General features: G+C 61.8%; 18 protein-coding genes. 3 read left to right on the forward strand and 15 right to left on the reverse strand.

Annotated features, from left to right (window positions below; genetic code table 11):
• Nucleotides 1-103 precede the first annotated feature (103 nt).
• Nucleotides 104-370: a PepSY domain-containing protein gene (locus tag PQR27_RS20185; RefSeq protein ID WP_408525274.1), complete on the forward strand. Its 267-nt coding sequence runs from the start codon at nucleotides 104-106 to the stop codon at nucleotides 368-370.
• 91 nt (nucleotides 371-461) lie between these two features.
• On the opposite strand, the gene PQR27_RS20190 is transcribed toward PQR27_RS20185, so the two are convergent.
• Nucleotides 462-1,610: a branched-chain amino acid ABC transporter substrate-binding protein gene (locus PQR27_RS20190; protein WP_408525275.1), complete on the reverse strand. Its 1,149-nt coding sequence runs from the start codon at nucleotides 1,608-1,610 to the stop codon at nucleotides 462-464.
• A gap of 87 nt (nucleotides 1,611-1,697) precedes the next feature.
• Complete coding sequence (gene putA, locus PQR27_RS20195) at nucleotides 1,698-5,627, reverse strand: trifunctional transcriptional regulator/proline dehydrogenase/L-glutamate gamma-semialdehyde dehydrogenase (protein ID WP_408525276.1); 3,930 nt, start codon at nucleotides 5,625-5,627, stop codon at nucleotides 1,698-1,700.
• Nucleotides 5,628-5,941: 314 nt separating this feature from the next.
• Here putA and PQR27_RS20200 point away from each other — a divergent pair, with 314 nt between their 5' ends.
• On the forward strand, nucleotides 5,942-6,112 hold the full coding sequence (locus PQR27_RS20200; RefSeq protein ID WP_408525277.1) for a hypothetical protein: 171 nt from the start codon (nucleotides 5,942-5,944) through the stop codon (nucleotides 6,110-6,112).
• 99 nt (nucleotides 6,113-6,211) lie between these two features.
• Here PQR27_RS20200 and PQR27_RS20205 read toward each other — a convergent pair whose 3' ends face one another.
• The 4 genes from PQR27_RS20205 to hemE form a co-directional block, all read right to left on the reverse strand.
• Entirely contained in the window at nucleotides 6,212-6,460 is a 249-nt protein-coding gene (locus PQR27_RS20205) for a hypothetical protein (protein ID WP_408525278.1), read from the reverse strand.
• Nucleotides 6,457-7,887 carry a YeiH family protein gene (locus PQR27_RS20210; protein WP_408525279.1) on the reverse strand — a complete coding sequence of 477 codons (1,431 nt, stop codon included), beginning with the start codon at nucleotides 7,885-7,887 and terminating at the stop codon, nucleotides 6,457-6,459. The genes PQR27_RS20205 and PQR27_RS20210 overlap by 4 nt, the downstream gene beginning before the upstream one ends.
• 167 nt (nucleotides 7,888-8,054) lie before the next feature.
• Nucleotides 8,055-10,301 carry a primosomal protein N' gene (locus tag PQR27_RS20215; RefSeq protein ID WP_408525280.1) on the reverse strand — a complete coding sequence of 749 codons (2,247 nt, stop codon included), beginning with the start codon at nucleotides 10,299-10,301 and terminating at the stop codon, nucleotides 8,055-8,057.
• 464 nt (nucleotides 10,302-10,765) lie between these two features.
• Nucleotides 10,766-11,866, reverse strand: a complete 1,101-nt coding sequence (gene hemE / locus PQR27_RS20220) for a uroporphyrinogen decarboxylase (protein WP_408525281.1) — start codon at nucleotides 11,864-11,866, stop codon at nucleotides 10,766-10,768.
• A 217-nt stretch (nucleotides 11,867-12,083) separates the two neighbouring features.
• Here hemE and PQR27_RS20225 point away from each other — a divergent pair, with 217 nt between their 5' ends.
• Nucleotides 12,084-12,881 carry a transporter substrate-binding domain-containing protein gene (locus PQR27_RS20225; protein WP_408525282.1) on the forward strand — a complete coding sequence of 266 codons (798 nt, stop codon included), beginning with the start codon at nucleotides 12,084-12,086 and terminating at the stop codon, nucleotides 12,879-12,881.
• An 863-nt stretch (nucleotides 12,882-13,744) separates the two neighbouring features.
• Here PQR27_RS20225 and PQR27_RS20230 read toward each other — a convergent pair.
• The 9 genes from PQR27_RS20230 to atpB all read right to left on the reverse strand — a co-directional run bounded on the left by PQR27_RS20230 (nucleotide 13,745) and on the right by atpB (nucleotide 22,914).
• A complete protein-coding gene (locus PQR27_RS20230) occupies nucleotides 13,745-15,475 on the reverse strand; it encodes an AMP-binding protein (RefSeq protein ID WP_408525283.1) in 1,731 nt (576 codons plus the stop codon).
• A 230-nt stretch (nucleotides 15,476-15,705) separates the two neighbouring features.
• The gene (locus PQR27_RS20235; protein ID WP_012434800.1) at nucleotides 15,706-16,131 is read right to left on the reverse strand and encodes a F0F1 ATP synthase subunit epsilon; all 426 of its coding nucleotides are present in this window, start codon (nucleotides 16,129-16,131) and stop codon (nucleotides 15,706-15,708) included.
• 255 nt (nucleotides 16,132-16,386) lie between these two features.
• Entirely contained in the window at nucleotides 16,387-17,781 is a 1,395-nt protein-coding gene (atpD, locus tag PQR27_RS20240) for a F0F1 ATP synthase subunit beta (RefSeq protein ID WP_408525284.1), read from the reverse strand.
• 95 nt (nucleotides 17,782-17,876) lie between these two features.
• Nucleotides 17,877-18,761, reverse strand: coding sequence for a F0F1 ATP synthase subunit gamma (atpG, locus tag PQR27_RS20245; RefSeq protein WP_115781412.1), 885 nt, complete (start codon nucleotides 18,759-18,761; stop codon nucleotides 17,877-17,879).
• Between the two features lie 188 nt (nucleotides 18,762-18,949).
• Complete coding sequence (gene atpA / locus PQR27_RS20250) at nucleotides 18,950-20,491, reverse strand: F0F1 ATP synthase subunit alpha (RefSeq protein WP_179735232.1); 1,542 nt, start codon at nucleotides 20,489-20,491, stop codon at nucleotides 18,950-18,952.
• A gap of 58 nt (nucleotides 20,492-20,549) precedes the next feature.
• Nucleotides 20,550-21,089 carry a F0F1 ATP synthase subunit delta gene (locus tag PQR27_RS20255; protein ID WP_120346434.1) on the reverse strand — a complete coding sequence of 180 codons (540 nt, stop codon included), beginning with the start codon at nucleotides 21,087-21,089 and terminating at the stop codon, nucleotides 20,550-20,552.
• A gap of 2 nt (nucleotides 21,090-21,091) precedes the next feature.
• Complete coding sequence (locus PQR27_RS20260; RefSeq protein ID WP_074281809.1) at nucleotides 21,092-21,562, reverse strand: F0F1 ATP synthase subunit B; 471 nt, start codon at nucleotides 21,560-21,562, stop codon at nucleotides 21,092-21,094.
• 139 nt (nucleotides 21,563-21,701) lie between these two features.
• Entirely contained in the window at nucleotides 21,702-21,971 is a 270-nt protein-coding gene (gene atpE / locus PQR27_RS20265; protein WP_007180033.1) for a F0F1 ATP synthase subunit C, read from the reverse strand.
• Between the two features lie 91 nt (nucleotides 21,972-22,062).
• The gene (atpB, locus tag PQR27_RS20270) at nucleotides 22,063-22,914 is read right to left on the reverse strand and encodes a F0F1 ATP synthase subunit A (RefSeq protein WP_408525285.1); all 852 of its coding nucleotides are present in this window, start codon (nucleotides 22,912-22,914) and stop codon (nucleotides 22,063-22,065) included.
• Nucleotides 22,915-23,007 lie beyond the last annotated feature (93 nt).

The following is a 23,007-nucleotide window of genomic DNA, read 5'->3' on the forward strand; positions in this document are numbered from 1 at the left end:
GCCGAATTGTTGACGGGCCGCAAGACTGGATGACGACTGCCTTGCGCGCCACCTGCCGAGCGAACTAGGGTGGCCGTTTGTCGAAACAATTCAAGGAGTCGAAATGCTCAAGGCTACGATACTCGTCGGTATGCTGGGACTATCCGGTGCGGTGTTCGCGATGGACGTGTCCTGTCCGGTTCATCCCACAGCGGAATGGCTCAAGGAAAGCGACGCGCGCGCGCAGATCGAAGCGCACGGCTACAAGATTGCCAGGTTCGAGATCAACGACAACTGCTATGAAGTCGAGGCCTACAACAAGGACGGCAGAAAGGTGAAACTGAACTACGACACCAAAACGCTTGCGGTCGTGCGGCAGAAAATGGAGTGAGGCCGCGGTTCGTGCAGAGCGCTTCATGAAAAAAGCCCCGCATTTTTGCGGGGCTTTTTTTTGACAACGTGAGGCGCGTAACGAAAACTGCTTACTTGCCGCCCACGCTTTGCAGCGTCGTCCACTTGCCGTCAACAACCTTGTACAGCGTGATGCCGCCGTTCTTCAGGTCGCCCTTGCCGTCGTACGCAAGGTTCGCTGCCGTCACTGCCGGCATCGAGGTCTTCGCGAGCAGCGGCAGGTACTTGGCCGGATCGGTCGAGTTCGCCTTCTTCATTGCGTCGAACATGGCCATCGCGCCGTCATAAGCGTACGGCGAGTACGTTTGCACGTCTTCGTTGAAACGCTTCTTGTACTTCGCGACGTAGTCCTTGCCGCCCGGCATTTCTTCCAGCGGCAGGCCCGCGAGCGATGCCACCGTGCCGTTCGCTGCGTCACCCGCGAGCTGGATGAACGTCGGCGTGTGGACCATTTCGCCGCCCATCAGCGGTGCCTTGATGCCCAGTTGCTTCATCTGCTTGACCATCGGGGCCGCTTGCGAATCCGCGCCGCCGTAGTACACCATGTCGGGGTTGTTCGACTTCAGCTTGGTCAGGATCGACTTGAAGTCCACTGCCTTGTCGTTCGTGTATTCACGATCGACGATCGTGCCGCCCGCTGCCTTCGCGGCTTTCTCGAACTGATCCGCCAGACCCTGGCCGTAAGCCGTGCGGTCGTCGACGATCACGATCTTCTTCATGCCCAGCGTCTTCACCGCGAACGTGCCGGCGACCGAACCTTGCTGCGTGTCGGACGTCATCATGCGGAACGTGGTCTTGAAGCCCTGTTGCGTGTACTCCGGCGCCGTCGCCATTGCGATTTCGGGGATGCCCGCATTTGCGTAGATGCGCGAAGCCGGAATCGTGGTACCCGAGTTGAAGTGGCCGAGCATGCCCTTGATGCCGTCATCCACCAGCTTTTGTGCAACGGTCGTGCCGGTGCGCGGGTCAGCCTGGTCGTCGGCCGAATCCAGCACGAAACGAACCGGCTTGCCGCCGATCACCGGCTTGGTCGCGTTCATGTCTTCCACGGCCAGCGTGATGCCGTTCTGGAAATCCTTGCCGTAGTGCGCCTGCGCGCCCGTCATCGGACCGGCGAAACCGATCTTCACGTCTTCAGTCGATTGAGCGTTGGCCGTCCCCGCCAGCGACATTGCTGCAACCAGCGCTGCGCCTGCCAGCTGTGTCATCTTGTGTTGCATAGCTTCTCCTTGGTACCAGGTGTGGATGGAGCGGTTTCGGGGTCGCCGTACCGCTTCCGTTTTATTGAATAAACCGATGAGGTTCGCTCAACCGATCGTCATCAAATTCGCATTACCGCCTGCTGCTGCCGTATTCACGCTGACCGAACGTTCCGTCAACAGACGCTCGAGCGCGTAGTCCTCGTCGCCGCTTTCCAGCGCGCGAGCCGCGACGCCTTGCACCGAGACGATCGGTCCTGGGCGCTTCGCGACTTCCTTCACCAGCGCCAGCAGTTCGTCGCTATCGCCTTCGAATAGCACCGCGTCGAACGGCGTATCGGCGCTCTTCTTCACGCTTGCGTAGGACTTCAACGCGGCGGGCAGCTGCGACACCCATTGTTCACCAGCCGCGCCTTCGAACAAGGCGCGATTTCCCGTAGCCAGTGCCGCGGCGAACTGCACGCGCGCGCCGCTAGCGGTGGACGCGATACACAGCACCGTGCCGCGCGCGCCCAGGGTGTACGTATTGCGCTCGCCGGTGGGGCCCGACAATACCGCAGTCGCACCCGCCAGCACGTGCGACAGATAACCGTCGCAGCGCGCGGCCAGAACCGGTTGCCGCTCAGAAATCAGCCAGTCGCGCAACGCGGTCAGCGCAGCGGCAGGATTGTCGCTGTTTTCTCCGCTTTGCGGCGCATCCACCACCAACGATTGCGCCAGCGACTTCGGCAAACCCGCCGGACGCGTAGCCAGCAGACGCTGCAGATACAACGCGCCGCCCGCCTTCGGACCCGTGCCCGACAAACCCTCGCCACCGAACGGCTGCACCCCGACCACCGCGCCGATCACGTTGCGGTTCACGTAGATGTTGCCGACATGCGCGCGGCTGATCACGTGAGCGATGGTTTCATCGATTCGCGTGTGGATGCCGAGCGTCAGGCCGTAGCCGGTCGTGCGGATCTGTTCGAGCAGCTTGTCCAGCTGGCTGCGGCGGTAACGCACCACGTGCAGCACCGGGCCGAACACTTCGCGCTTCAGTTCGTCGATGCTGTCGAGTTCGATCAGCGTCGGCGGCACAAATGTGCCCGGCGCGCAGCCATCAGGCACCGGCAGTTGCTCGACCTTGCGGCCTTTTTCGCGCATCGCCGCGATATGTGCGTCGATGCCGCGCTTCGCGTCGAGGTCGATCACCGGGCCGACGTCGATCGATAAACGGTCCGGATTGCCCACTGCCAGTTCGCGCATGGCGCCGGTCAGCATTTCCAGCGTGCGGTCCGCGATATCGTCCTGTAGACAAAGAACGCGCAGCGCGGAACACCGTTGACCGGCGGAATCAAACGACGATTGCAGTACGTCCGCGACCACCTGTTCAGCCAGCGCCGACGAATCGACAATCATCGCGTTCTGGCCGCCGGTTTCCGCGATCAGCGGAATCGGCTTGCCGTCCGGATCGAGCCGGTTCGACAGCGTCTTGTTGATCAAACGTGCGACTTCGGTCGAACCGGTGAACATCACCGCGCGGGTACGCGCATCGGCCACCAACGCCGCGCCGACCGTTTCACCGTCGCCCGGCAGTAGTTGCACCGCGCCCGCCGGTACGCCGGCTTCGCGCAGGATACGCACGGCTTGCGCGGCAATCAGCGGCGTTTGTTCGGCCGGCTTCGCGAGCACGGTGTTGCCCGCTGCCAGCGCCGCGGCCACCTGGCCCATGAAAATCGCCAGCGGGAAATTCCACGGGCTGATACACACGACCGGACCGAGCGGACGGTGCGTGTCGTTGGAGAACTCGTTGCGGATCTGCGTGGAGTAGTAGCGCAGGAAGTCGATCGCTTCGCGGATTTCCGCAACTGCGTTCGCCAGCGACTTACCGGCCTCACGCACCACCAGACCCATCAGCGTATGCATCTGCGCTTCGAGCAGATCAGCAGCGCGGGCGAGACAGTCGGCGCGGGCATCGACCGGCGTAGCCTGCCAGATCGGCGCTGCGGCCACGGCATGGGCGAGCGCGGCGCTGACATGCTCCGAGGTCGCTTCGACTACCGTGCCGACCAGATCGCGATGATCCGCCGGATTGCGGACGTCGCGCGCGGTGCCCACGGCAATCTCGTTGTCTGCGAGCAGCGGCGCGGCGCGCCACGGATGATGCGCGCTCGCCAGCAACGCCGACGACAGCGACGCCAACCGATGCTCGTTCGACAGATCGAGGCCCATCGAATTGAGACGCTCGGCGCCGTACAGATTGCGCGGCAGCGGGATCTTCGCGTGCGGCGCGCCGAGCGGCACGATCTTCGACGCTTCGTCGACCGGGTCGGCGATCAGGTCCTTGATGGCGACGCTTTCATCGGCAATGCGATTCACGAACGAGGTGTTCGCGCCGTTTTCCAGCAGACGGCGCACGAGATACGCGAGCAGCGTTTCATGCGTGCCGACCGGTGCGTACACGCGGCACGGGCGGTTCAGTTTGTCGCGGCCGGTGACTTCTTCATACAGCGGCTCGCCCATGCCGTGCAGGCATTGAAACTCGTACTGGCCAGGGTAGTAGTTGTGGCCCGCGAGATGATAGATCGCCGCGAGCGTGTGCGCGTTGTGCGTCGCGAACTGCGGATAGACCGCGTCCGGCGCGCCGAGCAGCTTCTTCGCGCAGGCGAGGTACGACACGTCGGTGTAGATCTTGCGCGTGTAGACCGGATAGCCTTCCAGGCCGTCCACCTGGGCGCGCTTGATTTCGGTATCCCAGTACGCGCCCTTCACGAGGCGCACCATGATGCGGTGACGGCTGCGGCGCGCCAGATCGATCAGGTACTCAATCACGAACGGGCAGCGCTTCTGATACGCCTGCACCACGAAACCGATGCCGTTCCAGCCGGCCAGTTCGGGATCGAAGCACAGCGCTTCGAGCAGATCGAGCGAGATTTCGAGTCGGTCGGCTTCTTCGGCGTCGATGTTCAGGCCGATGTCGTAGCGACGCGCGAGAATCGCCAGCGAGCGCACACGCGGCAGCAATTCGCTCATCGTGCGTTCCTGCTGCGAACGCGAGTAGCGTGCATGCAGCGCGGAGAGCTTGATCGAGATGCCCGGGCCTTCGTAGATGCCGCGACCGCCGGCGGCCTTGCCGATGGCGTGGATCGCCTGCTCGTAGGACGCGTAGTAGCGCTGCGCGTCGGCTTCGGTGGTCGCTGCTTCGCCGAGCATGTCGTACGAGTAGCGGAAGCCGCGTGCTTCGTATTTGCGGCTGTTGGCCAGCGCTTCGGAAATGTTTTCGCCGGTGACGAACTGCTCGCCCATCAGGCGCATCGCCATGTCCACGCCCTTGCGGATCAGCGGCTCACCGCCCTTGCCGATCAGACGCGTCAGCGCCGACGAGAGGCCCGTTTCGCTGTTGGTCGTCACCAGCTTGCCGGTGATCATCAGGCCCCACGTCGCGGCGTTGACGAACAGCGACGGCGCCTGGCCGACGTGCGATTTCCAGTCGCCCTTGCTGATCTTGTCGCGGATCAGCGCGTCGCGCGTGGCGCGATCGGGGATACGCAGCAGCGCTTCGGCGAGGCACATCAGCGCGACGCCTTCCTGGCTCGACAGCGAGAATTCGTGGATCAGCCCTTCGACGCCGCCACCCTTGCTCTTGGTACGCAGCGTTTCGACCAGCTTGCCGGCCATGGTCTGCACGTCGCCCGCGAGATTCGCCGGCAAACGCGCCTGACCGAGCAGGAACGGCACGCATTCCGGCTCGGGGCGACGATACGCAGCGGTGATCGCGGCACGCAGCACCGATTGCGGTTGCACGTTCTGCGCGAATTCGAGGAACGGGTGCGACGCACCGTCTTCCTCGTTTTCCACCGCGGCGCCGTCGGCCAGATCGGCCGAGCCCGTGGCGCCCGACAACTCGGGAGGCAATTGACCGTGCTCGATCTTCTCGAGGTAAGCGAAGATCGCCTGCTTGATTAGCCAGTGCGGAGTGCGTTCGAGACGAGTGGCGGCATCTTTCAGCCGCGAGCGCAGGAGGTCGTCGACTTTGACGCCAAGTGTGGTGCTAGCCATGTTTCCTTCTTCGGATACCAGTCAAACTGCGCTGGCGAAAGACTAAAAGTTGGCCGAATCGTACGCCTCCCAATAAAAAGGTGCAACCATGTATGAGGCAAGGTTGCACCCTCGTGGAAGCCTTATGGCGTCAGGGTTTGCGCCGAACGGCGCTGCGTCTGGCGGCGGCGGTTGCGATCGGTACTTTCCCTGGCGTGTTTCTTTTTGTCTTCGCCCTTATCGAATCGCGCGCCGCGCCGATATACAGAACATAGCGGCACGCGGCCGAAAGGCACGCACATAAAAAGCGGTACGGGGTTTTTGAGGACCTAAAAATGGAAAAGTGGCTGGTGGTATTGGGTATCTGGGTGATGTGCGCGACCTGCGCAGTGCTGTTCATCCGTGGCGCGACGGGTCGAGCAGCTAGACGCGCGTCCGCGGAAGAGCAGACGCTTACGGCATCGCGTGCATCGGCTGGCGAGACGCACGGGGCCTTGAACGACTAAGCGAAGGAGGACGGCGATTCGCGTTTGACATAGCGGCGCCCATTCTCTGAGAAGGCGCGGCGCCCGGTTCAGCCGGGCGCCGACGCCGGCGCACGTGCGTCAGTGCCGGGGAATCCGCTCGAACTGAGCGCACGCATCGTCAGGTGAAACGAACTGGTCGTGCAGGCGGCATAGCCGGCTACCCGCCACGCTCGCACCGAACCCGGAACCGAACACAACGAGACCCGGAATGCTCTGCTCCAGTGAATGCCGATCCGCCGCGCGATACCGGCAGCTCGCGCAACGCCGCGCGCATGTCTCGTCGCGAGCGTCGGCAGTACTGGCGACGCGCACAGCCACGCCCGTCATGAACCCTGCCCCAGGCTATTCCAGTACGGTGCGAACACGTGCGCGGACAGCGCGTAGCCGATCGCGACATTGACTGCCACACCCACCGTAAAGGCCAGGAACGGTTTCAGGCCGGTGGCCGTCAGCGAGCGCAAGCGCGTGGTCAGACCGATGCTCAGGAAACAGAACGTGAACGCCCACGTGCGCAGCGCGGTGATCGGGGCGACGAATTCTGGTGTCACCACCTTGCGGTAATCCGCGAGCGAATAGTGACTTGCGATCCACGTCACCAGCGCCGACGCGATCACGAAGCCGATCACGAATTTCGGAAAACGCGCCCAGATCTCGCCGGGGTTGGCCCGCGCTTTGACGCCGCTGTCCTGCGACTCCCAGCGGGTGGTCGCGACGATCGCGAGCACGAATGCCCAGATGCCGATCCAGATATCGCGTCCTACCACCTTCATCAGCGTGAACGCCTGCAACGACGCTTCCGGCGCGCCGGCAATCGCGCCGCCCGCGTGCTTCGCGAAGTCGCCATAGGCCTGCGCGGCGGCGATGCCGGCGGCGTCGGCGAATTCCGAGGTGCCGATCCATGCGCCCGCCACGGCCGTCGACAACCCCAGCGAGCGCGACGCGAACGGCAGCACGAAGATCATCACGATCGCCCACAAGACCACCAGCGTGATCGCCACCGAAACCTGCTCGCGCTTGGCCCGCACCGCGCCCGCGATCGCGATGGCCGCCGACACGCCGCACACCGCGCCGCCCACACCAAGCACCGCGGCAAAGCGCCGGTCGAGACCGAGCGCCTTGCCGACGAAGAAGATCACGAAGAACGTCACGAGCGAAACGATGGTCGCCTGCCCGACCGCCACCGGTCCCGCCCACACCAGCAGGGTGAACGGCAGCGTCGCGCCGAGCAGCACGATACCCACCTTGATATAGAACTCGACTCGCAAGCCCGCCGAAAACCACTCAGGCAACGTGAACACGTTCGAAATCAGCAGACCGAGCGCCAGCGCCACAAGCGGCGGCTCCAGGTTGTACTTCGACGCATTCACCCAGGCGCCGAGCGTGAAGATCAGCCCCGACGCGACGAACAGAATCAGGAACGAGCCAAGGAACGATCCCACCCGCTGCTTCAATGCGGCGAGGCTAACGCCGAACAACACAGCGAACACGACGAACAGTGCGGCATAGTTCGGCAGGTGCTTGCCCACGTCCTGCGCCGCTTGCCCCACACTCGACCATTTGGCCGGCGCGACCGCCAGCCACTTGATGCTGCTGCCCGAAGCGAACAACGCCCAGGCAATCACGATTACCAGCAGGCCGATCCAGACGGCCCACCAGTCTTCAGTCGAAAACAGACCGCTGCCATGCGCGCCGTGGCTGCTGTGCGGTTTGCTGGGCGCCGCGCCACTCGGCAGTGTTGGGTTGGTATCGCTCATCGCAATGCCCCGAGAAAGTTGAGGTGTCTCGGCGCAGGAAGTGGATTTTTGAGCAAGGACGCGCCGATTCGGCGAAATATAGGCGAGCAAAGCCTTAAAGCGAAACGACCATTCGCTCTATGAATATGACTTAAAGGAGTAACGGCGGCGCCGGGCGAAGACCGGCGTCAGACGTCGAGTGGATCGACTTCGAGATTCCAGCGCAACACGCCCTTGATGCCGCGCAGCGCCGGCTGCCACGCGCGCAAGGTTGCCTGTAAAGCGGCACGCGACCCGCTCTCGATCAGCAATTGCGCGCGATGCACGTGCATCACCTTGACGATGGTGAGCGGCACGGCGTCATAGACGGTCACGCGCTCCGCCGCCGGGATCTCGCTCAAGGCCGCAGCGGCCTGCTGCAAGAAAGCGACCGCGGCTTCGAGCGTGCGCCCTTCCGCGCGCAGCAGCGCCTGGTACACGAACGGCGGCAGACGGGCGTCGCGCCGCTCGGCCAGCGTCGAATTGGCGAAGCCGACATAGTCGTGCCGGCCGAGCGCGTGGTAGAGCGCATGACGGGGATAGCGTGTTTGCACCAGCACCTCGCCCGGCAAACCGGCGCGTCCTGCCCGGCCGCTTACCTGCATCAATTGGGCGAACAGGCGCTCGCTCGCGCGGAAGTCGTGCGAAAACAAGGCCGTGTCGGCGTTCAAGACGCCGACTAACGATACCCGCTGGAAATCGTGCCCCTTCGCGATCATCTGCGTGCCCACCAGGATATCGACTTCTCCGGCGTGCACGTCGGAGAACAGCGCCTGTGCGCTGCCCTTGCGGCGCGTGCTGTCGGCGTCGATGCGCAGCACGCGGGCACCGGGCACCGCGCTCGCGAGCGTTTCCTCGACACGTTGCGTGCCGCGTCCCATCGGCGCGATGTCGACGTTGCCGCAGTCGGGGCACGAGCGAGGAATGCGCGACTCCCAGCCGCAATGATGGCAGCGCAACGCGCGCTCGGGTTTGTGCAGGACGACGTAGGCGCTGCAGCGCGGACAACCGGCCACCCAGCCGCAGGCGTCGCACGCGAGCTGCGGCGCGTAGCCACGCCGGTTCAGGAACACGAGGCTTTGCTCGCCGCGCTCGAGGCGGCCTTTTAACGCAGCGATCAGCGGTCCCGACAACCCTTCCACCGAAGCCCGCCCACGTCTGCGCTCTTCTTCGAGATCGATCAGCTTGACGGTCGGCAATACTGCCTCGGCCACTGCCCGGCGCGATAACGTGAGACGCTTGTAGCGCCCCTGATCCGCCTGCCACCAGCTTTCGAGAGATGGCGTGGCCGACCCGAGTACGACCGGCAAATCGAGCTGTTTCGCGCGATAAATGGCCAGATCGCGCGCCGAATAGCGCAAACCTTCCTGCTGCTTGTAGGCCGGATCATGTTCTTCGTCGACCACGATGATCGCGAGCTTCGGCAACGATGCGAGCACGGCGAGACGCGTGCCCAGCACGATGCGCGCACGGCCGGTGTGCGCCGCGAACCAGTTGCGCGCGCGTTCGCCTTCCGCGAGACCGCTATGCAGCGTGACGATCGACGTGCCCTCCAAGGTGGCGAAACGCGCCCGGAAGGCTGCCTCGAACTGCGGCGTCAAATTGATTTCGGGGACAAGGACGAGCGCCTGGGCGTCGGGCTTTGCGGCCAGTATCTCGGCCAGCGCGCGCAGATACACCTCGGTCTTGCCGCTGCCCGTGACGCCGTGCAACAGGAACGGCGCAAAGCCGCGCGCGTCGCGAATCGCTTCGACAGCGGCCGCCTGTTCACCCGTGAGCGTGGGCAGCGTAGGCGCCGGCGTGTCCGGCGACGCGGGTGCGGCAAGTACCGCCGCCGCTTCAATGACCTCCAGCGCAACCCACCCTTGCTCCCGCCACGCGTCCAGCGTTGCAACGGCCTTGGGGTGGATCGCGCGAGCGTCGGCGGCCAGCAGGAAGTCGGTCTCGGCTAACGCCTGCGCAAGCTTCCGCAGCGCGCTGGCTCGCGCGGGCAGCGCATCGGGCAAAGCGGCGCGCCCAACCGGAGTCAGGCTGTATCGCTCTTCCGGTGCGAACAGGCGCGCCCAGCGCGACGCATCGCGCAAGGCCTGCGGCAAGGCGGGCAGAGCCACTTCCCCGAGGCCACGCTGGTAATAGTCCGCGGCGAAGGCGGCCAGCGCCAGCCATTGCTCCGATACCGGCGGGCATGACGTGCAAACGCCGTTCACCGCCCGGAGACGGTCGGCCGGCACATTACTGTGAGCAGTCACTTCGCAGACAAGGCCCACCACATGGCGCTTGCCGAACGGCACGCTCACGAGCGTGCCCGGCGCGACGCGTTCCGGCGTATCGCAGCGGTAGTCGAATAAGGTCGGCAGCGGATGATCTAGCGCGACGCGGACGAAAGCTTCGCTCACGCGGCAACAGGGAATGGATGCGTTGATGCGTTACAGCGCCGCATCAAGGTGCACGTCAGGTAGACGGCCCCTCCGTCGAAGTTAAAGTAAAACTTCAATTTCGGCGCTAAGTTTTGGATTCCGCTGAACAATTGCAATCGGTCCGTGTGCCTGTGGATAACTTTGTTGAGAACTTCGCCCAGAAGGGCCAAGAACCGCGCCGCTTGGGCCTTCTGTGGGATTCCGCACATTTCGTTGTGAACCCCTGAAACCCTTGCCAGACAAGGCTTAGATCAAATGCGCCGGCAATGTGCAAGGGCTAGGGTACGACGAAAGCTTCTACCGCGCCGCAGCGTGATGAATGTGCATAAGTCAAGTCTTGACAAGAGCAGGAGCACCATTTGACGGCCCGCGGGCTGCGATTTTCTCCTTAGCCCGAGAGCCCAGTGCGCTGCATTGCAGCAAAAACGGTAACGGTTACAGCATCATGCTGGTGCATGAGCGCCGCTGCGAATCGCGCGGCTATGCCGATGGACCTCGTCCACCAGTTCGGCGACGTGCTCCGGCGGCGTGAACTGCGAGATGCCGTGACCGAGATTGAAGACGTGGCCCGGATGATTGCCGAAGCTGTCGAGTACAGCGCGCGCTTCCATGCGGATCGAAGCGGGTGGTGCGAACAGTACGGAAGGATCAATATTGCCCTGCAAAGCCACCTTGCCGCCGACGCGCTCGCGCGCCTTGCTCAGGTTCACGGTCCAGTCCAGACCGACTGCGTCCACGCCGGTATCGGCGATCTCGTCGAGCCACAGGCCGCCGCCCTTCGTGAAGGTGATCACGGGGACCTTTTCGCCGTCGTGGTCACGCTTCAACTGGCTAACGACCTGCTGAATGTAATGCAGCGAGAAGCGCTGGTAGATGCCCTCGGCCAATGCCCCGCCCCACGTGTCGAAGATCATCACGGCCTGCGCGCCGGCTTCGATCTGCGCGTTCAGGTAGGCCGCAACCGACTTCGCGTTGATTTCCAGAATGCGGTGCATCAGGTCCGGACGCGCGTACAGCATCGACTTGACGGTACGGAAATCCGCCGAGCCGCCGCCTTCGACCATGTAGCACGCGAGGGTCCACGGACTGCCGGAGAAGCCGATCAGCGGCACGCGCTGACGGCCTTGCGCATCAGTCAGTGCAGTGCGAATTTCGCGCACGGCGTCGGTCACGTAGCGCAGCGTGGCGTCGATGTCCGGCACGGCGAGGCGCGCCACATCGTCTTCCGTACGCACCGGACGGGCGAATTTCGGGCCCTCGCCCGCCACGAATTCGAGGCCGAGGCCCATCGCGTCCGGCACCGTGAGGATGTCTGAAAACAGAATCGCGGCGTCGAGCGGATAGCGCTCGAGCGGCTGCAGCGTGACTTCCGTTGCATAAGCCGGATTCTTCGCGAGACCGAGGAAGCTGCCCGCGCGACCACGCGTGGCGTTGTACTCGGGCAAGTAGCGGCCGGCCTGCCGCATCAGCCAGATCGGCGTGTAGTCGGTCGGCTGGCGCAGCAACGCGCGCAGGAAAGTGTCGTTCAGGAGTTTATGGGCCACGTTGCGTACGACTGAGGGCAAAGGGGCATTTTACCGGACCCGGCCCGCCGCATCGCGCTTGATGCGGGCAATAACTGAAGCGCGCCTTGCCGGCGGCCGTTTTCCGATCCCGTTCTGCGGCGCCATGCCTCAGCTGAACGGCCAATGTTCAAGCACCAATTACCGGGCTATCATCCGACGGCCTTACCAAACAATTACGCGCAATCAAGGAGACTCGATGAACAAGGCAGCACTCGCACTGCTCGGTGTTTTGACCGGCGTTCTGGTACACGCAGGCGTGGCCCAGGCGCAGACCAGCGCTACCGCCGCGGCACCCTCGCGGCTCGACGAAGTGCTCTCGCGCGGCACGCTGCGCGCCTGCACGACCGGTGACTACAAACCGTACTCGTTCTACAAGACGGATGGCCAGTTCGAAGGCATCGATATCGACATGACCGAGTCGCTCGCCAAATCGCTTGGCGTGAAGGCGGAGTTCGTCAAAACGTCGTGGTCGAATCTGATGAATGACTTTGTCGCGAAATGCGACATCGGCGTGGGTGGTGTTTCACCTACGCTTGACCGGCAAAAACGTGCGTTCTTCACGCAGGCGTACATGGTCGACGGCAAGACGCCGATCGTCCGATGCGACGACGTGAACAAGTACCAGACGGTGGCGCAGATCGACCAGCCGGCCACGCGCGTGATCGTCAATCCGGGCGGCACGAACGAGCGTTTCGCGAAGCAGTACTTCCCGCATGCGAACCTCACCGTGTATCCGGACAACGTGACAATCTTTAAACAGATCCTCGCCGGCAAAGCCGATGTCATGGTGACGGACGCGTCCGAAACGTTATTGCAGCAGAAACTGAATCCAGGTCTATGCTCAGTGCATCCGGACAAGCCGTTTCAGTACGGCGAGAAGGCTTGGCTACTGCCACGTGGCGACGTTGCGTTCCAGCAGTACGTCGACCAGTGGCTGCACCTGGCTCGGGCGACGGGCGAATACCAGGCAATCTCTGACAAGTGGTTGAAATAGGGACGGCGTTTGCTGCGATGCCTGCTCACCGACCAGCGGTCAGCAGGCATCGCAAAGCCCTCAAAGAGTCTCGATCGACGACACATCCTGTAACCGCGCAGCCCAACTATTAAGCAAAAGCAGAGCAATGCGATGGGAAGACCGCTACGGCGATCAGGCATTTCGAGCGGATCTGTCCCCCTCGCGTTGTACTGCAATGCAGCACGGCCGTTCGCTTGCAGAAACGCGCATCGCGCAAGTTCGGTAAAGCACCGGCAACACAGGCGATTCAGTGCAAAAAAGATGACTGTGCAACCATTTCATTCGGAATCGACCGAACGGATTACGCCGCGATATCCGTCGCGAATAGCATCAATCAGGCGTATGAAATTGCAGGCGAGTCATCGGTATAAATTACGTTTGAAACACTCCGAGTTGGCAAAATGTCCCGCAAGCCCTTATCTGGCGGGCGTTACAACCTGAAACACTTTGTTACCGCGCTTGTAGGTTAATTCGCCCACAATGCCCTCAACGGTTTCAACACGGATGTGGCTGGGTGCGTGGTGTGAGCGGATACAATGCACTTGCCGGTCGGCGTAATGCCGGAGCCCTGTAAAGGGGCATCCCTGCTGGGGCCGTAAAACGACGCAGGGTTGTCGTCTCAGTCGGTTCCTTCTTTGGTCTCCTCGCGCTAACCCCGTAGCGTGTGGTTTTTAGCGGGCTCCAGGCCCGCTTTTTTTTCGTCTGGTCAAACGTTTGCGCGCTCATCGGCAGAACCATTTTCTGGCTCGCTGACGACACCCTCAGCGAACGGTTTTCCACAACATGCCGTCGGTGCCGCGATTCCGCGCGGCACCGACCCTGCACGCGCACCCGCTGGCCGATCAGGCCGTCTTGTCTTCCTGCACCTTCAATTCACTGATCATCCGTTCGCGCATGATGAATTTCTGCACCTTGCCGGTCACCGTCATCGGCAACTCGTCGACGAAACGGATGTACTTCGGCACCTTATAATGGGCGATCTGGCCCTGGCAGAATTGCTGGATGTCTTCTGCGGTGGCCTGCTCACCCGAGCGCAAGACAATCCACGCGCAGACTTCCTCACCGTACTTCGAATCTGGCACGCCGAATACCTGCACGCTCTGGATCTTCGGGTGGCGGAAGAGAAACTCCTCGATCTCGCGCGGGTAGATGTTTTCGCCGCCACGGATCAGCATGTCCTTCAGGCGGCCGACGATATTGCAGTAGCCTTCGGCGTCGAGCGTCGCCAGGTCGCCGGTGTGCATCCAGCCGTCGACAATACTTTCCCGCGTTTTCGCCTCGTCCCCCCAGTAACCCTGCATCACCGAATAACCGCGGGTGCACAACTCGCCCGTTTCGCCCACAGGGACGATTTCGCCGAGCGGATCCACGATTTTCACTTCCAGGTGCGGCTGAATCCGGCCGACCGTCGTGGTGCGCTTGTCGAGCGGATCGGTGGTGGAGCTCTGGAGCGACACCGGACTGGTTTCCGTCATGCCGTATGCGATCGTGATTTCGCTCAGATGCATCTGCGAGACGACTTTCTTCATCGTTTCGATCGGGCACGGCGATCCGGCCATGATGCCGGTGCGCAGGCGCGAGAAATCGTAAGCGGAGAAGCTTGGGTGATCGAGTTCTGCGATGAACATGGTCGGCACGCCGTGCAGCGCGGTGCACTGTTCTTCGGCAACGGCCGCGAGCGTGGCGGCCGGATCAAACCCTTCGCCCGGAAACACCATATTTGCGCCAACCGACACGCACGCGAGCACGGCCAGCACCATGCCAAAGCAGTGATAGAGCGGAACGGGAATGCACAGTGCGTCCTGTTCCGTTAAGCGCATGGCCATCGCAATGTAGCGCGCGTTGTTGACGACGTTGCTGTGCGTCAGCGTCGCGCCTTTCGGGTTGCCTGTCGTACCGCTCGTGAACTGGATGTTGATAGGCTCATGGCACGACAAAGTCGTTCCGATGGCGTCGAGCCTGGCCAGGTCGAGCGTCGCGCGGCCCTGCTCAATCACATCGGAGAAGGTCAGCATGCCCGGCGTTTCGGTGTCGCACATGCGCACCACGTAGCGCAGCTCCGGCAGACGGGCGGCACGCAGTTCGCCGGGCGCTTGCGTGGCCAGCTCCGGTGCGAGTTCCTGCAGCATCTCCAGATACATCGACGTCTTGAAGCGTTCGGCGGCGATGATCGCCTTGCAGCCGACCTTGTTCAACGCATACTCGAGTTCCGCGAGCCGATAAGCCGGGTTGATGTTGACCAGAACGGCGCCGATGCGCGCGGTCGCAAACTGGGTAAGCAGCCATTCCACCCGGTTCGGCGACCAGATGCCGACCCGGCCGCCCTTCACAATGCCGAGCGCAAGCAGACCCGACGCCAGCACGTCGACCTCTTCCGCAAACTCTTTCCACGTCCAGCGAATGAGCTGCTCGCGAAACACCACGGCCGGGCGGTCGGGGAAACGCGCCGCAGTGTCGCGCAGAAACTGGCCCACCGTCGCTTCGCTCAAGGGGATGTCGGTCGAACCACGGACGTATGACAGGCCGTCCTTGGGTTCAATGAGTGCACCTTCGCCTGACACTTGCGTTGCCATGGTGTTGTCTCCGTGAGCGGAAGCTCGCTCAATTGAAATGATTTTGAAACCAATTGTGCCATCGGCACGTGTCCGGAAGGCATCAAGTCTTACCCGAAGCGCATGCCGCGCAATGCCCTGATTCCGCGCCGTCGATCTGCGCACACGATTTTGCTCACCTTTCCGTAAACGTCAAGTACGGGTCAAAAAAAAGCAGCCACGAAGGCTGCTTTCTCTCTGATACGTGTTGCCTAGTTCTGGCCGCGCAGCTTGCGCAGACGCTGGATCGCAGCGAGCTGAGCCGTCGCGTACGCCAGTTCCGCTTGCGCGGTGGCGTATTCGAGGTTCGAACCCGTGTTCTGCAGCGCTTCTTCCGCACGCTTGCGTGCATCTTCGGCCTTGGCTTCGTCGAGATCCTTGCCGCGGATAGCCGTGTCGGCGAGAACCGTCACAGCGCCCGGCTGGATTTCGAGGATACCGCCGGCGACGAAGACAAACTCTTCTTCACCGTTTTCAGCTTCGATGCGCACCGCACCCGGACGAATCCGCGTGATGAGCGGCGTGTGGCCCGGCAGAATGCCGAGTTCACCTGCTTCGCCCGGCAGCGCGACGAACTTCGCCTGGCCCGAGAAGATCTGCTCTTCTGCGCTGACGACGTCTACCTTGATAGTTGCCATAAATGTCGACTCCTGTGTCGACCAGAGTTAGCGCTTTAGCGCTTACTCGGGTCCCATGCAAAGCGCGACCAGAGTTAGCGCTTTAGCGCTTACCCGGGCCCCCTGCAAAGCTCGACGAGTGTTAGCGCTTTAACGCTGACTCTCGTCCCATGCAAGGCTGGGTTGAGCGTAGTAAGAGGCGCCGGCTTTGCGTTCCGACACCGTTTTCGGTATCGATACGCGCGAGGCCGGCGCCCGCTTCGTTACACCCGACCTTTACTGGATCTTCTTGGCCTTTTCGAAGGCTTCGTCGATCGTGCCGACCATGTAGAACGCTTGTTCCGGCAGGTGGTCGCATTCGCCTTCAACGATCATCTTGAAGCCACGGATCGTTTCCTTCAGCGGCACGTACTTGCCCGGCGAGCCCGTGAACACTTCAGCGACGTGGAACGGCTGCGACAGGAAACGCTGGATCTTACGAGCGCGCGCCACGGCGAGCTTGTCTTCCGGCGCCAGTTCGTCCATGCCCAGAATCGCGATAATGTCGCGCAATTCCTTGTAGCGCTGCAGCGTTTGCTGCACGCCGCGCGTGATCGCGTAGTGCTCTTCGCCGATCACGTTCGGGTCGATCTGACGCGAGGTCGAATCGAGCGGGTCCACTGCCGGGTAGATACCCAGCGAAGCGATGTCACGCGACAACACGACGGTTGCGTCCAAGTGGCCGAAAGTCGTAGCCGGCGACGGGTCGGTCAAGTCATCCGCAGGGACGTACACGGCCTGCACCGACGTGATCGAGCCAGTCTTGGTCGACGTAATACGCTCTTGCAGCTTGCCCATTTCTTCAGCCAGCGTAGGCTGATAGCCCACTGCCGACGGCATACGGCCGAGCAGTGCCGACACTTCGGTACCGGCCAGCGTGAAACGGTAGATGTTGTCGACGAAGAACAGCACGTCGAGGCCTTCGTCACGGAAGTGCTCAGCCATCGTCAGGCCGGTCAGCGCGACGCGCAGACGGTTGCCCGGCGGCTCGTTCATCTGGCCGTACACCAGCGCGACCTTGTCGAGAACGTTCGAGTCCTTCATTTCGTGATAGAAGTCGTTCCCTTCGCGGGTACGCTCGCCAACACCGGCGAACACGGAGTAACCACCGTGTTCCTTAGCGATGTTATTGATCAGTTCCATCATGTTCACGGTCTTGCCCACACCGGCGCCACCGAACAGACCCACCTTACCGCCCTTGGCGAACGGGCAGATCAAATCGATAACCTTGATGCCGGTTTCGAGCAGTTCCGTCGACGGCGACAGATCCTCGAACGCCGGAGCCTTCTGGTGAATGCCGCGAACCACGTCCGAGTTGATCGGGCCGGCTTCGTCGATCGGGCGACCCAACACGTCCATGATCCGGCCCAGAGTCGGCTTGCCGACCGGCACGCTGATCGGCTTGCCGGTGTTCTTTACCGTCGTACCGCGGCGCAGACCGTCCGATGCACCCAGACAGATGGTACGGACAACGCCGTCGCCCAGCTGCTGCTGGACTTCGAGGGTCAGTTCCGAACCTTCGAGAATGAGCGCGTCGTAAATCTTCGGCATGGTTGCACGCGGGAATTCCACGTCGATCACCGCGCCGATGCACTGTACGATCTTGCCTTCTACCAAAGCAGTAGTACTCATCGCTTTTCCTTTAGATACTCAATTCTTCACTCGCGCAAAGGCGCAGTTTCGATGGGGCTCGCCTGAAGGCGTATGCGCGCCTGTCGTCTTGACGATCAGACCGCAGCGGCGCCACCGACGATTTCCGACAGTTCTTTCGTGATCGCTGCCTGACGGCTCTTGTTGTACACAAGCTGCAGTTCGTTGATGACCGTCTTCGCGTTGTCCGAAGCGGCCTTCATTGCGACCATTCGTGCCGACTGTTCCGATGCCATGTTTTCCGCGACGGCCTGATAGACCAGCGCTTCGACATAACGCACCAGCAGTTCGTCCACCACTGCCTGCGCGTCCGGCTCGTAGATGTAGTCCCACTGCGTGCTCGGCGTCGTGCCGTCTTCGTCCTTGCGCTCGAACTGGTCTGCCGACAGCGGCAGCAGTTGCTCGATCACCGGCTCCTGCTTCATCGTGTTGACGAAGCGCGTGTACGCCAGGTACACCGCCGAAACCTTACCTTCCGAGTACAGGTCGAGCTGCACCTTCACCGCGCCGATCAGCTTTTCCAGATGCGGCGTGTCGCCCAGATGCACGACATTCGACACCACCTTGGCGCGCAGACGGTTCAGGAAACCCAGACCCTTGGTGCCGATCGCAGTTGCTTCGATCGTCTTGCCCTGACCTTCCAGTTCCTTGAACTTTTGCAGCGACGCACGCAGCACGTTGGTGTTCATCCCGCCGCACAGACCCTTGTCGGTCGTCACGAGGATGATGCCAGCCGTTTTCGCGCCTTCGTTCGACACCATGAACGGGTGACGATACTCCGGGTTCGCACGGCTCATGTGTGCTGCGATATCGCGGACCTTGTCGGCATATGGGCGAGCAGCGCGCATGCGCTCCTGAGCGCGGCGCATCTTCGATGCGGCCACCATCTCCATCGCTTTCGTGATCTTGCGCGTGTTTTGCACGCTCTTGATCTTGCCGCGAATTTCCTTCATTCCAGCCATTGCTTGCTCCTTTGTCGGCCCGAGTTACCGCTTTTGCGGTTACTCGGGTCCCATGCAAAGCGTCGGCCCGAGTTAGCGCTTTAGCGGTTACCCGGGTCCCATGCAAAGCGATCGAAGCAGCGCGGGTTCAGTTGCCTGCGGCCCGCGCCGCTTCGAGGTACTTTTATGCCTTGCGGATCACTCGCGGATCAATAAGCGCCGGACTTCTTGAAGTCTTTGAGAGCCGTATGCAGCAGGGCTTCGTCGTCCTTCGAGAGTTCCTTGGTGTCTTCGATGCGCTTGACCAGGTCAGCGTGGCTCGACTTCAGGTATTCGCGCAGGCCCTTTTCGAACGGAAGCACTTGTGCAACTTCCAGGTCGTCCAGGTAACCGTTGTTCGCGGCGAACAGAGCGATAGCCAGTTCCCACACTTGCAGCGGCTGATACTGCGGCTGCTTCAGCAGTTCCGTCACGCGGCGGCCGCGCTCCAGTTGCTTGCGGGTCGCTTCGTCGAGGTCCGATGCGAACTGAGCGAATGCTGCCAGTTCACGGTACTGCGCGAGGTCGGTACGGATACCGCCCGACAGCTTCTTCACAACCTTGGTTTGAGCCGCACCACCCACGCGCGAGACCGACACACCGGCGTTAATTGCCGGGCGGATACCTGCGTTGAAGAGGTCGGTTTCCAGGAAGATCTGGCCGTCAGTAATCGAGATCACGTTCGTCGGAACGAATGCGGTCACGTCGCCTGCTTGCGTTTCAATGACCGGCAGTGCCGTCAGCGAACCGCTCTTGCCCTTCACTTCGCCGTTCGTGAACTTCTCGACGTACTCTTCCGAGACGCGAGCAGCACGCTCCAGCAGACGCGAGTGCAGATAGAACACGTCACCCGGGTAAGCTTCACGGCCCGGCGGGCGGCGCAGCAGCAGCGAGATCTGACGGTATGCCCAAGCTTGCTTGGTCAAATCGTCATAAACGATCAGCGCGTCTTGACCGCGGTCGCGGAAGTATTCGCCCATCGTGCAGCCGGCGTACGGTGCGAGGTACTGCATCGCAGCCGATTCCGAAGCCGAAGCGGCGACGACGATCGTGTATTCCAGCGCGCCGGTTTCTTCCAGCTTGCGCACCACGTTCATGATCGACGAAGCCTTCTGGCCGATCGCGACGTAGATACAGAAGAGGTTCTTGCCCTTCTGGTTGATGATCGCGTCGACTGCGACTGCGGTCTTGCCGCACTGGCGGTCGCCGATGATCAGCTCACGCTGGCCACGGCCAACCGGCACCATCGCGTCGATCGACTTCAGACCGGTTTGGACCGGTTCCGAAACCGACTTACGCCAGATCACGCCCGGAGCAATCTTTTCGATTGCGTCGGTTTTCTTTGCGTTGATCGGGCCCTTGCCGTCGATCGGGTTGCCCAGTGCGTCGACCACGCGGCCGAGCAGTTCCGGACCCACCGGCACTTCGAGAATGCGGCCCGTCGTCTTGACGATGTCGCCTTCCGAAATGTGTTCGTACTCACCCAGAATCACGGCGCCGACCGAGTCGCGCTCGAGGTTCAGTGCGAGACCGAAGGTGTTGCCCGGGAATTCGAGCATTTCGCCCTGCATCACTTCCGACAGGCCGTGAATACGCACGATACCGTCGGTCACGGAGATCACGGTGCCCTGGTTGCGAACGTCTGCGCTCGCTTCAAGGCCCTGGATCCGGCTCTTGATCAGCTCGCTGATCTCAGAGGGATTGAGTTGCATTATTCGCTCCTGATAGTCAATTCTGTTGCGTGCCAGCCGCTTCGGCGCTTTGGGCGCTTCAGGCCGTCAGAGCCGTCTGCATGCTGGCAAGCCGCGCGCGGACCGAGGTATCGAGCACTTCGTCGCCGACCGTCACGCGTACGCCGCCGATGAGCGACGAGTCGACTTCGACCGTCGGCTTCAGCTTGCGCTTGAATTTGCGTTCGAGACTTGCGACGAGTTCGTTCAACTGCGCGCCTTCGAGCGGGAATGCGCTGACGATCAGCACATCTGCCGCCCCTTCGCGGGCGTTCTTCAACTCTTCGAACTGCACGGCGATTTCCGGCAGCAATTGCAGGCGATGGTTATCCACCAGCATCTGCACCAGATTCTTCGCTTGCGCGTTGTCCTTGAGCGGCGACTTGACCGCGGCCAGCAGCAGTTCGCTGACCTGGGCGCGGCTTACTTTCGGGCTCGAGGCGATCGACAGCACTTCGGGCAGACGCGCAACCTGTGCCAGCTCCTGCACGAGCGTGGACCAGGCGGCGATGTCACCAGCTTCGGCCACGCCAAACAGCGCTTCTGCGTACGGACGGGCGATGGTTGCAAGTTCGGCCATGATCAGAGCTCGGCTTTCAGTTGATTCAGCAGGTCAGCGTGAGCTGCCTGGTCGACTTCGCGCTTCAGGATCTGTTCAGCGCCCTTCACAGCGAGAGCAGCAACTTCGCCGCGCAGCGTTTCGCGCGCCTTCACCACTTGCTGGTCCGCGTCCGCCTTCGCTTGCGCGATGATGCGAGCGGCTTCAGCCTGTGCTTGAGCCTTGATTTCGTCAGCGACTGTCACAGCGCGCTTTTCTGCGTCAGCAATACGTTGCTGACCGTCGTTGCGTGCCTGAGCGAGTTCCTGGTCGACGCGCTTGTGAGCGGCTTCGAGTTCAGCCTTGCCCTTTTCAGCGGCAGACAGACCGTCAGCAATCTTCTTCGAGCGCTCGTCGAGGGCGTTGATCAACGGCGGCCACACGAACTTCATCGTGAACCACGCGAGGATCAGGAACACGACCATTTGCGCAAACAGGGTTGCGTTGAGATTCACGGTGTTTCCTTAAACGTTGCTAGTTCGGAAAAGTGAAACGGCAAGGCGCTCATCGATTCTGTATTCGATCAGCGCCCAAGTGCCCGTTCCGCCCTGCGCCTTTACCAGTTATAGCTCAGGCGCAAACTTCCGAGGAACCTCAGCCTGCCAGCTTCGACAGGAGCGGGTTCGCGAACGCAAACAGCATTGCCACACCAACGCCAATCAGGAACGCCGCATCGATCAGACCAGCCAGCAGGAACATCTTGGTTTGCAGCGGGTTCATCAGTTCCGGCTGACGAGCACATGCTTCGATGTATTTGCCGCCCATCAGGCCGATACCGATACAGGCGCCGATTGCACCCAGGCCGATGATGATGCCGATACCGATGGCGGTCAGACCCTGGATGTTGGCGATGAAAGCTTGCATGATCACTCCTTTGTGAAAAGTCTTTTAGAACTGGTTGGAACTGGGATTTAAAAAAACAAAACTAAAACAATTCGTCGTCCGACACGCCGTGTTAGTGGGTGTCGTGTGCCTGTCCGATGTACACCAGCGTCAGCATCATGAAAATGAATGCTTGCAGCAGAACGATCAGGATGTGGAAGATCGCCCAAACCGTGCCTGCGATGACGTGGCCGATAAAGCCGAGCACTGACACGTCCGCGCCGAAACCCCACATGCTGCCGAGCAGGGCAATCAGCAGGAACAACAGTTCGCCCGCGTACATGTTGCCGAACAGCCGCATGCCGAGCGAGACCGTCTTTGCGACGAACTCGATAATGTTCAATGCAAGGTTCGGGATCCACAGCAGCGGATGCGCGCCGAACGGAGCCGACAGCAGTTCATGCACGAAACCGCCTGCGCCCTTGATCTTGAAGTTGTAGTAAATCATCAGCGCGAACACGCCGAGCGCGATACCGAGCGTGCCGTTCAGGTCGGCAGTCGGCACGATGCGATGATGGGGAATGACTCCCGACAGACCCAGCCAGCCGATCACGCGACCCGGCAGGTCGACGGGGATGAAGTCGAGCGAGTTCATCAACGCAACCCAGACGAACACGGTCAGCGCGAGCGGCGCGATGAACGTGCGGCTGCCGTGGATCATCGACTTCGATTGATCTTCGACCATCTCGACTAGCATTTCGATCGCGCACTGGAAACGACCCGGCACGCCGGAGGTTGCCTTGCGCGCGGCCAGATGCAGGATCGCGATCGTGGCCAGACCGCAAACGATCGACCAGAAAAGGGTGTCCAGATTCCAGACGTGAATGTCAAAAATCGACGTCTGGTGCGCGGTGGAAAAGTTCTGCAAGTGGTGCGCGATGTACTCGGACGGATCCAGAGCGCGCGTGCCTTCGCTAGCTGCCATATCGTTAATGCCACCCAAATTGTCGAAAATCGTCTCAGGCCGCTCCCGCCGCCATTCTGTATTGCGGGAACATGCCGGGTGCGGATCGTGTCA

The organism is Paraburkholderia fungorum, from assembly GCF_046027215.1.
Lineage (GTDB): Bacteria > Pseudomonadota > Gammaproteobacteria > Burkholderiales > Burkholderiaceae > Paraburkholderia > Paraburkholderia fungorum_D.

Coding starts and splice junctions, on each gene's coding strand:
- PQR27_RS20205 (WP_408525278.1), bottom strand. CDS start 6,460: ATGACGGGCGTGGCTGTGCGCGTCGCCAGTACTGCCGACGCTCGCGAC.
- PQR27_RS20225 (WP_408525282.1), top strand. CDS start 12,084: ATGAACAAGGCAGCACTCGCACTGCTCGGTGTTTTGACCGGCGTTCTG.
- PQR27_RS20255 (WP_120346434.1), bottom strand. CDS start 21,089: ATGGCCGAACTTGCAACCATCGCCCGTCCGTACGCAGAAGCGCTGTTT.
- PQR27_RS20210 (WP_408525279.1), bottom strand. CDS start 7,887: ATGAGCGATACCAACCCAACACTGCCGAGTGGCGCGGCGCCCAGCAAA.
- putA (WP_408525276.1), bottom strand. CDS start 5,627: ATGGCTAGCACCACACTTGGCGTCAAAGTCGACGACCTCCTGCGCTCG.
- PQR27_RS20230 (WP_408525283.1), bottom strand. CDS start 15,475: ATGGCAACGCAAGTGTCAGGCGAAGGTGCACTCATTGAACCCAAGGAC.
- atpB (WP_408525285.1), bottom strand. CDS start 22,914: ATGGCAGCTAGCGAAGGCACGCGCGCTCTGGATCCGTCCGAGTACATC.
- PQR27_RS20185 (WP_408525274.1), top strand. CDS start 104: ATGCTCAAGGCTACGATACTCGTCGGTATGCTGGGACTATCCGGTGCG.
- PQR27_RS20190 (WP_408525275.1), bottom strand. CDS start 1,610: ATGCAACACAAGATGACACAGCTGGCAGGCGCAGCGCTGGTTGCAGCA.
- PQR27_RS20235 (WP_012434800.1), bottom strand. CDS start 16,131: ATGGCAACTATCAAGGTAGACGTCGTCAGCGCAGAAGAGCAGATCTTC.
- atpG (WP_115781412.1), bottom strand. CDS start 18,761: ATGGCTGGAATGAAGGAAATTCGCGGCAAGATCAAGAGCGTGCAAAAC.
- atpE (WP_007180033.1), bottom strand. CDS start 21,971: ATGCAAGCTTTCATCGCCAACATCCAGGGTCTGACCGCCATCGGTATC.
- atpA (WP_179735232.1), bottom strand. CDS start 20,491: ATGCAACTCAATCCCTCTGAGATCAGCGAGCTGATCAAGAGCCGGATC.
- PQR27_RS20200 (WP_408525277.1), top strand. CDS start 5,942: ATGGAAAAGTGGCTGGTGGTATTGGGTATCTGGGTGATGTGCGCGACC.
- atpD (WP_408525284.1), bottom strand. CDS start 17,781: ATGAGTACTACTGCTTTGGTAGAAGGCAAGATCGTACAGTGCATCGGC.